The sequence below is a fragment of the Pseudomonas sp. C2B4 genome (genome assembly GCF_013359695.1).
Classification (GTDB): Bacteria; Pseudomonadota; Gammaproteobacteria; order Pseudomonadales; family Pseudomonadaceae; genus Aquipseudomonas.
This window is the reverse complement of sequence record NZ_JABFMU010000099.1, coordinates 1-12,148: the sequence shown is the minus strand read 5'-3', so window position 1 is coordinate 12,148 and position 12,148 is coordinate 1. Positions and strand designations below refer to the sequence as shown.

Genomic DNA, 12,148 nt, shown 5'->3' with positions numbered 1-12,148 from the left:
ATTCAACATCAATGTGACTGACCCACCGCTTTCGCGAGCAGGCTCGCTCCCACAGGGATCAGGCTCAACTGACGCGAATCAGTACCCCTTGAAATCCGGTTTGCGTTTTTCGGCGAAGGCGCGCACGCCCTCGGCCATGTCGTAGGAACGCTGGTGGTTGCGCAATTCCAGCAGTTCCTGGCGCAGGGCATCGGCGCGGGACTTGTCGGCGGCTTCATCGGCCACTTTCTTCATCTTGCGCAGCACCAGAGGGCTTTTTCCGGCGAGCTTGTCGCCCAGGGCCTGGACGCGCTCGACCAATTCGCCATCGGCCACCACTTCACTGACCAGGCCATAGTTCTTCATGTCCTGGGCGGGCAGGGCGTCACCGGTGAACAGCATGTACTTGGCGATGTTCTGCGGAATCTTGCGCGGCAATACAGCCGCGCCACCGCCGCCGGGGAACACGCCAAAGTTGGAGTGGGCATCGCCGAAGCGCGCGCTTTGGGCGGCGATCACCAGATCACAGCACAGCACGGTTTCCAGGCCGCCGGCCAGGGCCAGGCCGTTGACTGCGGCGATCACCGGCTTGGGAAACACACGCAGCGCATCGAAGAAACTGACGATGGTGTCCAGCAGGTCTTTCTCACCGGGCTGCGGGGTGCCGCCGGCCTTGAGGTCCGCACCGGCGCAGAACGCCGGGCCGGTAGCGGTCAGGGCCACCACACGAACCTGGTCGTCGTGTTCCCAGGCGTTCAGGCGGGCGGTCATGGCCTCCAGCATTTCACGGTTCAGGGCGTTCATGGCTTTCGGACGGGTCAGGGTGATCCAGCCCACCTGGCCCTTGATTTCAAAAGAAACGGACTCGCTCATCTCCAATCCTCGATCTCATGCAATTGACGTTTCTGTCCGGATTGAAAAGTACGCAAGTCTTCAGACCCTATCCCCCCCCCTTGCGGACGGGGCGAGCACCCCTTCGTCTGTTGCAGGATGGGCGTCACATCAAGGCAATAAGCCCAGGGCGGAGATTCAATAATGCATACAAATGTCATCAACGCCGGTGATCTGCTGGTCGCCACCAAGTTCTCGCCGCCGCGCCTGAATGCCCGGCATATCCCGCGTGCCCACCTGCTTGGACGCTTGCGCGAATCCCAGCATTGCAGTGCAACCCTGATTACCGGCGGGGCGGGGTTCGGCAAAACGATTTTGCTCGCCCAGTGGCGCCTGGAATTGATGAAAGCGGGGCTGGACGTGGCCTGGGTCTCGTTCAGCCAGGACGACCGGCAGTTCGCCAGCTTCCTGTCCTACCTGCTGACGGCCTTGCAGCGTCTGGGTATCGCCATTGAACAGGATTGGCTGAACAGCGATGGCAGCGAACAATCGATCAATGCCTTGATCGCCCTGATCACCCACGCCGCACAGGCCATCGACCGGGAACTGCACCTGTTGCTCGACGATTTCCAGCATGTCGAGTCGCCGACCGCCCACCGCTTGATGCAGAAATTGCTGGACCATTGCCCGGCCAATCTGCACATCGCCATGGCCTCACGTACCACGCCACCCATCAGTCTGGGGCGCTTGCGCATGCAGGGGCACGTCACCGAGATCGAAACTGCCGAATTGCCTTTCGACGTTGACGAAACCCAGGCGTTTTTCAAACATAACCTCACCCCCCTGACGCTCACGGCAGACGAAGAGCGACTGATCCATGACTTGACCAACGGCTGGCCGGCCAGCCTGCAGCCTATCGCTACCATGTTGCGCGTCCGTCCGACCCGGCGCACGCAACTGCGCTCGATCCTGCGCAACTCGGCGGATCTGCAGGCTTACCTGACCGAAGACGTGGTGGCCTGCCTGCCGTCCGAGTTGCTGGAGTTCATGGAGAAAGTCTCGATCCTGCGGCGCTTCAATGCCGAGGTCGGCGAGTTCGTCACCGGCAGCCCCCATGTGCAGGACATGATCAAGCGGGCCGAGGACGAGAATCTGCTGATCCATCGCATCGAATCGGACGACAGCACGCCCTGGTACCGCTTCCACCCACTGTTCGGCGAGTTTCTCACCCAGCGCCTGGCGACCCGTGGCGAGGCGGTGGTCCAGGCGCTCCATCGACACGCCAGCCAGTGGTTCGCCGAGCACGATTACCTGGTGGAGGCGGTGCGCCATGCCAATCTGGGCGGTGACCGCGATTATGCGGTCAAAGCCATGGAACACGCGGCGTCCAGCACCTGGAGCATGGCCTACATCAGCCCGATGCTGCACCTGCTCGAACGCTTGCCCCAGGACATCCTGTTCGCCCATCCGCAGCTGTTCATCATGGGTTGCCTGACCTACGCCTTTACCGCCCGGCCGGAAAAGGCCCAGCGCTGGCTCGAGCAGATTCGCCGCAGCGAGGCGTCACGCAACCCGGCGATTTCCTCGAAACTGGTGCTGGCCGATGCGGCCATTGCCCTGACACTGGATCAGCCGCGGCGGGTGATCGGTCTGTTGGAGCCTACCCTGCAAACGCCCCTTGAGAACCGCTCGCTGCGCTACATCAGCCTGTCGGGCCTGGCCACCGCCTATCTGTCGGTGGGACGTCCGGATGACGCGCGCAGACTGCATGAACAGTTTCCGATCGACCTTCAGCACCGCGACAATGACATGGCCATGGTCTTCGAAAGCACCAGGGCGTTGACCAGTCTCAGGGAAGGCAATGCCCGGCAGGCACAAAGCATCGGGGCAAGCGTGACCGCCCGTGCCGAGCAAGCGTATGGGCGTGACTCGGTTTCAGCCAATCTGTGCGCCGCCACACTCTGCGACGCTTACTACGAACTGGATTTGCTCGATGACGCCTTGCGTGTGCTGGCCAATCGAAGCGGAATCTTGCGTTCGTCCATGCCGGAAGTGATGGGGCGGGCTTCCCTTTGTCGCGCACGCATCACCTTGCAGCGCGAGTCAGCCCAGACGGCCTTGAATTTCCTCGAGGCCCAGAGCGCGCATTTTCACATCCTGGGCCTGGACCGGTTGCTGGCCATGATGCTGGCCGAGCAAGTGCGCGTACTGATTCAGCAGGGTGAAAACCGTCGCGCCGCCGAGTTGATGACGCGACTGACCACCCTGGAGGCCGATCAGCGTCCGCACGCCGAATCCCGTGAAGAGATCAACTGCCAGGCGGCGATGTCCCGGGCGCGAATGGCACTGGCAGCCCGCGACCCGGACCGCGCCCTGGAACAGTTGCGGAGCGTCGTCGCCTACCTCGAACAGTCGGCCCGTGGACGGACACTGGTTCGGTTGCGCCTGCTCAATGCGCTGGCACACGACATGCTCGATCAAACCGACGAAGCCTTGGCGAACCTGCAGCAAGCGGTGGAAGAGGGCGCCAGAATGGGCCTGGTTCGTACCCTGCTCGATGAAGGCCCGGCCGTGCTTGCGCTACTGAGGGAACGGCAAGAGGAGATCGTTCGGGAAGGCGCCGCTGTCGAGTACCTTGAAGCGCTGCTCGGCCGTGCAACGCCGGCCGCTGAATCCCTGCCGGTGGTCAGCGCGCCCCGCAGTCTGGCCGAGGGGCCACGGGTCAGCCTGACGCCCCGTGAGCTGGAGATCCTCGGATTGGTCGCTCAGGCCATGTCGAACAAGCGCATTGCCCTGACGCTGAACATCACCTTCGGCACCGTGAAGTGGAACGTGAAGAACATCCTCGCCAAGTTGGGGGTGTCGAGCCGCTATGCGGCGATTTCCCTGGCTCGCCAGCAGGGAATGCTCAAGTAGCCGGATGTCGGACGCGGCGTGCGCACCCTCCCGAGACGGGAGGCGCGCACGCCGACAGCCAACCGGCATGCTCAGGTCAGCATCGACTACCCGACCCGGTTCAAGAGGAAGACCATGAGCGATACATCTGCAGCATTCCTGAGCGAGCAGGAAATCATGATTCGCGACGCTGCCCGCAAGGTGGCGCAAGAAGTCGTCGGCGCTACGGCGGCCGAACGCGACCGCACGGGCGCCTGGCCGCATGCGGAACTCAAGGCAGTGGCCGACCTCGGCTTCCTGGGCATGCAGGTGCCGGAGGAAGCCGGCGGTGCGGGCATGACCTTTGCGGAGTACTGCCTGTGCATCGAGGAGTTCGCGGCCGCGGATGCCGGCTTCGCCACCATTCTGCACGTGCATAACGGCATGGCCGACATGCTCCATCGCTTCGGAACCGAGGCGCAGAAGCACCAGTACCTGGCCGGCATGATCAGCGGAGAGCTGATTGCCGCCGGCCTGCTGACCGAACCCCAGGCCGGTTCCGATACCGCCGCATTCCGTACCACGGCGCGCCGCGACGGCAACGATTACGTACTCAACGGCAGCAAGCAATTCATCTCCAACGGCAGTGAAGCGGGCATCGCGTTTGCCATTGCGGCCACCACCGAAACGCCGGAAGGCCGCAAAGGCCCGAGCATGTTCATCATCGACCCGCGTGAGCCTGGCTACATCGTGACGCGCGTTGAAAGCAAGATGGGGCAGCGCTCTGCCCATGTGGCGGCGATTCAACTGGATAACTGCCGCGTACCGGCGCACAACCTGCTGGCCGAGGAAGGCACCGCCTACAAGCGCTTGATGGCGACCTTGTCCGAAGGTCGCATCGGCATTGCCGCGGTGGCCGTGGGCGCCGCCCGTGCCGCGCTGGAGGCCGCGGTGAAATACGCGCACGAGCGTGAAGCCTACGGTGCGCCGATCATCAAGCTGCAAGGCGTGGCCTTCGACCTGGCCGACATGGCCACGCAATTTGAAGTCGCTCAAAATTACATGTTGCACGCTGCGCGCCTGCATTACGCCGGCGTGCCCTGCACCAAGGAAGCGTCCATCGCCAAGCTGTTCGCCAGCGAAATGGCCGAGAAGGTCTGCTCCGAAGCGCTGCAGATCCATGGCGGCTACGGCTACTTGAGCGACTTCCCGGTGGAACGCTATTGCCGCGACGTGCGGGTGACCAAGATCTACGAAGGCACCAGCCACATCCAGAAGGTGATCATCGCTCGCAACCTTTGACCGTGCAGCGTTTTCCCGCTGGACAATCCGAACCCCAAGCACGGCCGGGCATGCCCCGGCCGATGCCATATCAGGAGCCATTGAACGTGACTGACAGTGCAGTGCTTTATGAAAGGATCGGCAAGACCGCGCTGATCACCCTGAACCGGCCACAGAAAAAGAATGCGTTCGAGGCGGCCATCAACGCAGCCTTGCCGGCCGCCCTGATCAAGGCACGGGACGACCGCGAGGTTCGTTCCATCGTTCTGACCGGTGCGGGCGGGGCATTCTGTTCCGGTTTCGACCTGGGCAGCCTGGAGCCGGGCGAGGACGCCACGTTTGCCGGGCGCAAACTGGTCCTGGGTTTCCATGAGTGGTTCGCCAGTCTGGTGGACCTGCAAAAACCGGTGATCGCGGCCGTCGATGGCGCCGCCGTGGGGGCCGGTTTTTCCCTGGCCCTGGCCGCCGACTTCATGTTCGTCACGCCACGGGTCCGGCTGTTGCCGACGTTCCTGAGCCTGGGCCTGGTGCCGGACCTGTCGATGCTTTATGTGTTGCCGCGTCTGGTGGGGCTGGCGAAGGCCAAGGAGCTGGTGTTTTGCGCCCGGCCGGTGGATGCGCAACAGGCCCTGACCCTCGGCCTCGCCCAGGCCGTCATTCCCCAGGAGCAGTTGCTGGAGAGCGCCCTGCAGTTCGCCCGCCAGTTCGATGATGCGCCGCCGGATGCGCTAGGATTGGCCAAGACCCTGCTGAACCGATCGTTCGAGACCGACCGCGCTGCCATGACCCAGTTCGAAGCCTGCGCTCAATCCCTGTGCGGGGCCAGTCGATACCATGCCGAAGCCGTGCGCCGCTTTCTCGGCAAGGAAGGGTTGCCCTACCTGGGGGCTGTGCTGCCACAGCCATGAACCTCCAAATGGGGAGGGGAGGCAAGCCTGCGAGCCTGCCTATCCTTGAGACTCAAAGCCTGCCGTCCGGACGATCCGCCGGACAATCACGGGAATCCGGCAGGCCATCCAATGCTGAGGAGTAAGACATGATGCACAAAGTCGTCGTCGCGGGTGTAGGTATGATCCCCTTCGTGAAACCTGGCCAGAGCGAGACCTATGCGGTCATGGGCGAGCAGGCCGTGCGCCTGGCGCTGGCGGATGCCGGGGTTGGCTACGAGTCGGTCCAGCAGGCATTTGCCAGTTATATCTTCGGCGATTCCACCTGCGGCCAGCGCGTGCTCTACAACGTCGGCATGACGGGCATCCCGGTGTTGAACGTCAACAACAACTGCGCCAGTGGCTCGTCGGCGCTGTTCCTGGCCAACCAGGCCATCGCCAGCGGCATGGTGGACATCGTCCTGGCGTTCGGCTTCGAGCAGATGGTGCCCGGGGCCATCCCCAGTGCGTTCCCGGACCGTCCGAGCCCGCTGGAGCTGTTCCTCGATCAATGCGACGAAGCGATCCCCGGTGCGGCCCAGATTCCGGCGGCACTGCGCATCTTCGGCAGCGCCGGGGTCGAGCACATGAATCGCTTCGGCACGCCACTGGAAACCTTCGCCAAGATTCGCGCCAAGGCCAGCCGCCACGCCGTGAACAACCCGAAAGCGGTGTTCCGCAAAGTGGTCACCACTGAAGAGGTGATGGCCGATCAAGTGATGTGGCCTGGCGTCATGACCCGCCTGATGGCCTGCCCGCCAACCTGCGGTGCCGCCGCGGTGGTGCTGTGCAGCGAAGCCTATGCGAAGAAGCATGGCCTGGACCGCAGCGTGTCGATCGCCGGTCAGGCCCTGACCACCGATGGCGCGGAAACCTTCAAGTCGGGCGATATGCGTGACGTGGCCGGTTACTCGATGTCCCGGGCCGCGGCGCAGAAAGCCTATGAAATGGCCGGTATCGGTGCCGAGGACGTGCACGTGGTGGAGCTGCATGACTGCTTCGCCCAGAACGAGCTGCTGACCTACGAATCCCTGGGCCTGTGCCCGGAAGGCGGGGCGCAGAAATTCGTCGACGATGGCGACAACACCTATGGCGGTCGCTACGTGGTCAACCCGTCCGGCGGCCTGCTTTCCAAGGGTCACCCCATCGGAGCGACAGGCCTGGCGCAATGCACCGAGCTGGTCCAGCAGTTGCGTGGTCGCGCCGAGCAGCGACAGGTAGAAGGTGCGCGCATCGCCCTGCAACACAACGTCGGCATTGGTGGCGCCTGCGTCGTCACCCTGTACCGCAAAGACTGACAGGGGACACTCTATGGATTTTCGACCTGATGCCAGCCTCGAGGCCTTCCGCGAGGAAGTCCGCCAGTTCCTGCGGGACCAGGTGCCGGCAGACCTGAAGGGGCAACAGCGCTGCGCCCGCTCGCCACGCGAGCAGATCATGCGCTGGCAAAAGCTCCTCAATCAGCGTGGCTGGGGCGCGCCTTATTGGCCGAAGGAGCACGGCGGCACTGGTTGGTCGGTGCCGCAGGTCCTGATATTCGATGACGAATGCAGCGCGGCGGGCACGCCGACCCAGGATGGCTTCGTGCACAAGATGCTCGGGCCGGTGCTCAATGCATTTGCCACGCCGGAACAGAAGGCCGAGCATTTGCCGGCGGTTTTCAACGGCGAGCGGTTGTGGTGCCAGGGCTTTTCGGAGCCCGGCGCCGGCTCCGACCTGGCCTCGCTGCGCACCCGCGCCGAGCGGGATGGCGACTGCTATGTGATCAACGGCCAGAAAACCTGGACCAGCTATGCCCACCACGCCGACTGGATCTTCCTGTTGGTGCGCACCAACCCGGACGTGAAGAAGCAGGCCGGCATCAGCTTCCTGCTGGTGGACATGAAGACGCCGGGCATCACCGTGCGGCCGATTCGCAGCATCGACGATGCGCATCACCTCAATGAAACCTTCTTCGACAACGTGCGCGTGCCGGTCGGCAACCTGATCGGCGCCGAAGGGCAGGGCTGGACCATCACCAAATTCCTGCTCAATAACGAACACGCGACCGCCGCCGACCTGCCCGAGCTCAAGCGCTACCTGCGTGAATTGAAACGGATTGGCTCGACGTTGCAGGTAGGGGACCAGCAGCTTTTCGAACGCCCGGCGTTCGCGTTGAAACTGGCGCGGCTGGAGGCGGAACTGCAAGCCATTGAAATGCTGGTGCAGCGCGTCGCGCGCCTTGAGCAGCAGCACAATCCGGCGTCGCATGCCCTGGGCTCGATACTCAAGATTCGCGCCACCGAGTTGCAGCAACGCATGACCGAGACGCAGATCGAGGCGCTGGGCGACTACGGCGCGATTGCCTATCCGCATCCCCATGAGGCCGATCCCGGGCAGCCGTTCCCGCAGCAAGCGCTGGCCAGGGGGATCAGCCATGACATGTTCCTGCGCCGGGCCTCGACCATTTATGGCGGCACCAGCGAAGTGCAGCGCGGCATTATCGCCAAGATGCTGTTCCAACTCTGAGATCAGGAAACCGGTATGGATTTCGAATTCACTTCGGAACAACAACTGTTGCAGGACAGCCTGCGACGTTATGTAGACAAGGCCTACAGCTTCGAGGCGCGAACGGCGCTGCTCAACGCGGGCAAGAACGGTAGTGCCGACAACTGGGGCCTCTTTGCCGCCAACGGCTGGCTGATGGCGGCTTTGCCGGAAGCGTACGGCGGGTTGGGCGGATCGCTGGTGGACACCGTGATCATTGCTCAGGAACTGGGGCGCGCACTGGTGCTGGAGCCTTTCATGGCCTGCGGCGTGCTGGCAGCCCAGACCCTGTTGGCGGCGGGCACCGAGGAACAAAAATCGCGGCTGCTGCCGCAACTGGCCGATGGCACGTACCGCATCGCCCTGGCCTATAGCGAGGCGGGTTCACGGGGCATGCCGTTGCCGGTCACGTTGCAGGCCGAACGCCAGGGCGACGGCTTTCGCCTGACCGGGAGCAAGAGCCTGGTACTCGGCGCCGTCGGTGCAAAAGCCTTCATCGTTTCCGCGCAGATCCCGCAGACACCCGGCATCAGCCTGCTGCTCATCGACGCGGATCGCCCGGGCCTGACCTGCCAGACACTGCCCTTGCACGACGGTACCTGGGTGCAGGAATTGCATTTCGACGGCGTCGAAGTGGGTTTCGATGCCTTGCTGGGGGAAGCGGGGCAGGGCTTGTCGGGATTACGCCAGGGCCTGGCCAACGGCATCGTCGCCCTGTGCGCGGAGCTGATCGGCGGCATGGAGAAAACCCTCGAAGTCACGGCCGACTACCTCAAGGTTCGCCAGCAATTCGGCGTGCCCATCGGTACGTTCCAGGCCTTGCAGCACCGCATGGCCGACATGGCCGCGGAGCTGGAGCTGGCGCGTTCGAGCCTGCACGTTGCCCTGGCATCGATGGCCAACGATGACGAAGCCACCCGTGACAAGACGTTGTCGGGCTGCAAGATGCTCATCTGCCGCGCGGCGAAATCCGTCTGCGGACAGGGCATCCAGTTGCATGGCGGTATCGGCATGACTGAGGAATACCTGGTCGGGCACTACTACAAACGGGCCATCGTCGCTGACCTGTTGCTGGGCAGCAGTGACAGTCATGAGGCCGCCTGCGCAGCCGCACTACAAGCCGCTTTCCAGGCAGAGCATCGCGCCTGTTTGACCACCCAACAAACACTCGAGAACACAACAACAATGAAAAGCTACGAAACCCTGGCAGAACTTCAAGGCCTGGTGGGCGAGGTCGTGGGCACCAGCGACTGGGTGACCATCGACCAGCAACGCATCAATACCTTTGCCGAAGCCACCGGCGATCACCAGTGGATCCACACCGACCCCGAACGCGCCGCCCAGGGACCCTTTGGCAAAACGATCGCTCATGGTTTTCTGACCCTGAGCCTGTTGCCAACCTTCATGACCAACGCGTTCGAATTGCGCAACGTGAAGATGGGCGTGAACTACGGCATGAACAAGGTGCGCTTCGTGCAGCCGGTGCCCGTGGACAGTCGCTTGCGTGGGCATTTCAAGGTGCTGTCCTTCGAGCCGTTGGACGGCAACGGTGCCCAGGTGACTTACGAGATGACGGTGGAGATCGAGGGGGCTACCAAACCGGCTTGTGTCGCCGAGACCATTCTTCGGGTATTCGCCTGAGCCATAACGCCAGCAACCATGCTGTGAAAAACGCCACGCGCATTCCGATGCCGCGTGGCGTTTGCGTTTTCAGCCGGGTGGCAGGCCTGCCCCTCCCATTGTGCGCCAATAAGGGGGGGGCGGAGACAGGGGGGTGTTGGTTAAAAAAACACTGCCGGGACGGGACGATTTTTCGCAGTTCCTTGAAGGGCAGGGCGTGCTTGAGAAGGCGCTCAAACCATCATCCTAGAGGTTGGAGACATGATTAAACTGACAAGAACCCTGATTGCGCTCGGCCTGCTGGCCGCGCACGCAGGCGTGCTCCATGCAGCAGTATCGGAACAGGAAGCAAAGCAATTGGGCACCACGTTGACATCCGTGGGGGCCGAGATGGCTGGTAATGCCGATGGCTCCATTCCGGCCTATACCGGCGGGCTGAAGACCGCGCCTGCCGGTTTTGACAAAGCCACGGGCGTTCGCCCCGATCCCTTCGCCAATGAAAAACCGCAATTCTCGATCAACGCCAGCAACGTGGACACCTACGGCGACAAGCTCACCGAAGGCACCAAGGCACTGATCAAGAAGCTGCCGGATTTCCGCGTCGACGTTTATCCCACGCATCGCACCGTAGCTTATCCGCAGTTCGTCAACGACAACACGTTGAAAAACGCCACCAGCGCCACGCTGACCAACAATAACGAGACGCTGCAAGGCGCCCACGCCGGCGTGCCGTTCCCGATTCCCAAGACCGGCACCGAAGTGATGTTCAACCACTTGGCACGCTACCAGGGCCTGGCCTGGATCGCGCCCAAGTACGGCGCCTACAACGTGGATGCGGCGGGCAAACTGGTCACGTCCACGTTGGGTCGCTGGACCTACGAGATGCCTTACTACGATACGTCGAAAAATGGCGACGACATTCTGCTTACCCGTGCCCGTGCCAACTACAGCGGCCCGGCTCGCCGTGCTGGCGAAGCGGTGATGACCTTCGACTACACCGCCACCGAGCGGGGGCGCAAGGCCTATCAGTACCTGCCTGGACAACGCCGTGTGCGCCTGGCACCCGACTTGGCCTACGACACACCGAACGCCAGTACCTCGGGCATGTCCACTATCGACGACATTAACCTGTTCAACGGCCGGATGGATCGCTTCGATTGGAAGCTGGTCGGCAAGAAGGAGATGTACGTACCGTACAACGCCTACCGCTTCGCCTACGCCGAGAATCCCGAGCAGGTGTTCGGCTCGAAGTTCATCAATCCGGACCTGGTGCGCTGGGAGCGGCACCGCGTGTGGGTGGTAGAGGCGACTCTCAAACCCGGCATGCGCCATATTTACTCCAAGCGCACCTTCTACATCGACGAAGACAGCTGGACCGCCGTCGCTGTGGACCAGTATGACGGTCGCGGTCAACTGTGGCGCCCGGGCTTCAGCTACGTCCATCAGATGTATGACGCCGTTGCCGTCAACAGCACCGCCGGCCACTACGACCTGATTGCGGGCACTTATTACATCAACGTCTGGCCAGGCAAGGCCGGCGTGCAGGTCATGGACAAACTCAGTCCGGACAACGGCTGGAGCTCCGACAGCCTGGCGGGGGCAGGGGTCCGCTGATACCGCCGCGCAAGCCATCTCTGTGAGGCGGAACCGACTGAGTCGGTTCCGCTTTTTTCGTTGCTGACGTTACGAGACCCGACGCGACTGATCCACCCAATAACGCTCACGCACCTGTCGCCGCAGTACTTTGCCCACGGCACTGACCGGCAGGGCTTTCACTATCTTAACTGACTTGGGAGCCTTGAAGCCGCCCAGGCGTTCTTTGACAAGAGCAATCAGCTCCTGATCGTCTACCGTCATGCCCGCCTTGAGCACGACTTCGGCATGCACCGCCTCGCCCCACTTGTCGTGAGGGATGCCGACCACGGCCGACATGGAAACGGCGGGGTGAGTATTGAGCGTGGCTTCGACTTCCACGGCATAGACATTGAAGCCACCGGTGATGATCACGTCTTTCTTGCGGTCGACGATGAACACATAACCGGCCTCATCCACGTAACCCAGGTCACCGGACTTCCAGAAACCGTCACTGAATTCAGCCGCTGTGCCCTGGG

Annotated in this window: 9 protein-coding genes; 7 read left to right on the top strand and 2 right to left on the bottom strand. The window is 62.7% G+C overall.

Annotated features, from left to right (window positions below):
• Positions 1–78: 78 nt before the first annotated feature.
• On the bottom strand, positions 79–852 hold the full coding sequence (locus tag HNQ83_RS30195) for an enoyl-CoA hydratase/isomerase family protein (RefSeq protein WP_175392495.1): 774 nt from the start codon (positions 850–852) through the stop codon (positions 79–81).
• Between the two features lie 162 nt (positions 853–1,014).
• On the opposite strand from HNQ83_RS30195, the gene HNQ83_RS30190 reads away from it, so the two are divergent.
• From HNQ83_RS30190 to HNQ83_RS30155, 7 genes are all read left to right on the top strand, one after another.
• Positions 1,015–3,726, top strand: a complete 2,712-nt coding sequence (locus HNQ83_RS30190; protein ID WP_175392494.1) for a LuxR C-terminal-related transcriptional regulator — start codon at positions 1,015–1,017, stop codon at positions 3,724–3,726.
• Between the two features lie 114 nt (positions 3,727–3,840).
• Positions 3,841–4,986 (top strand): acyl-CoA dehydrogenase family protein, encoded by a 1,146-nt coding sequence (locus HNQ83_RS30185; protein WP_175392493.1) that lies wholly within the window; start codon positions 3,841–3,843, stop codon positions 4,984–4,986.
• Between the two features lie 86 nt (positions 4,987–5,072).
• A complete protein-coding gene (locus tag HNQ83_RS30180; RefSeq protein ID WP_175392492.1) occupies positions 5,073–5,873 on the top strand; it encodes an enoyl-CoA hydratase-related protein in 801 nt (266 codons plus the stop codon).
• Between the two features lie 128 nt (positions 5,874–6,001).
• Positions 6,002–7,189 carry a lipid-transfer protein gene (locus HNQ83_RS30175; RefSeq protein ID WP_175392491.1) on the top strand — a complete coding sequence of 396 codons (1,188 nt, stop codon included), beginning with the start codon at positions 6,002–6,004 and terminating at the stop codon, positions 7,187–7,189.
• A 13-nt stretch (positions 7,190–7,202) separates the two neighbouring features.
• Positions 7,203–8,399, top strand: coding sequence for an acyl-CoA dehydrogenase (locus HNQ83_RS30170; RefSeq protein ID WP_175392490.1), 1,197 nt, complete (start codon positions 7,203–7,205; stop codon positions 8,397–8,399).
• A gap of 15 nt (positions 8,400–8,414) precedes the next feature.
• Positions 8,415–10,058, top strand: a complete 1,644-nt coding sequence (locus HNQ83_RS30165; RefSeq protein WP_306159192.1) for an acyl-CoA dehydrogenase family protein — start codon at positions 8,415–8,417, stop codon at positions 10,056–10,058.
• Between the two features lie 240 nt (positions 10,059–10,298).
• Positions 10,299–11,651: a DUF1329 domain-containing protein gene (locus tag HNQ83_RS30155; protein ID WP_175392489.1), complete on the top strand. Its 1,353-nt coding sequence runs from the start codon at positions 10,299–10,301 to the stop codon at positions 11,649–11,651.
• A 69-nt stretch (positions 11,652–11,720) separates the two neighbouring features.
• On the opposite strand, the gene HNQ83_RS30150 is transcribed toward HNQ83_RS30155, so the two are convergent.
• Positions 11,721–12,148: class I adenylate-forming enzyme family protein (locus HNQ83_RS30150; RefSeq protein WP_175392488.1), on the bottom strand; the 428-nt coding region annotated here is incomplete at its 5' end.

Coding starts and splice junctions, on each gene's coding strand:
- HNQ83_RS30195 (WP_175392495.1), bottom strand. CDS start 852: ATGAGCGAGTCCGTTTCTTTTGAAATCAAGGGCCAGGTGGGCTGGATC.
- HNQ83_RS30175 (WP_175392491.1), top strand. CDS start 6,002: ATGATGCACAAAGTCGTCGTCGCGGGTGTAGGTATGATCCCCTTCGTG.
- HNQ83_RS30155 (WP_175392489.1), top strand. CDS start 10,299: ATGATTAAACTGACAAGAACCCTGATTGCGCTCGGCCTGCTGGCCGCG.
- HNQ83_RS30185 (WP_175392493.1), top strand. CDS start 3,841: ATGAGCGATACATCTGCAGCATTCCTGAGCGAGCAGGAAATCATGATT.
- HNQ83_RS30170 (WP_175392490.1), top strand. CDS start 7,203: ATGGATTTTCGACCTGATGCCAGCCTCGAGGCCTTCCGCGAGGAAGTC.
- HNQ83_RS30165 (WP_306159192.1), top strand. CDS start 8,415: ATGGATTTCGAATTCACTTCGGAACAACAACTGTTGCAGGACAGCCTG.
- HNQ83_RS30190 (WP_175392494.1), top strand. CDS start 1,015: ATGCATACAAATGTCATCAACGCCGGTGATCTGCTGGTCGCCACCAAG.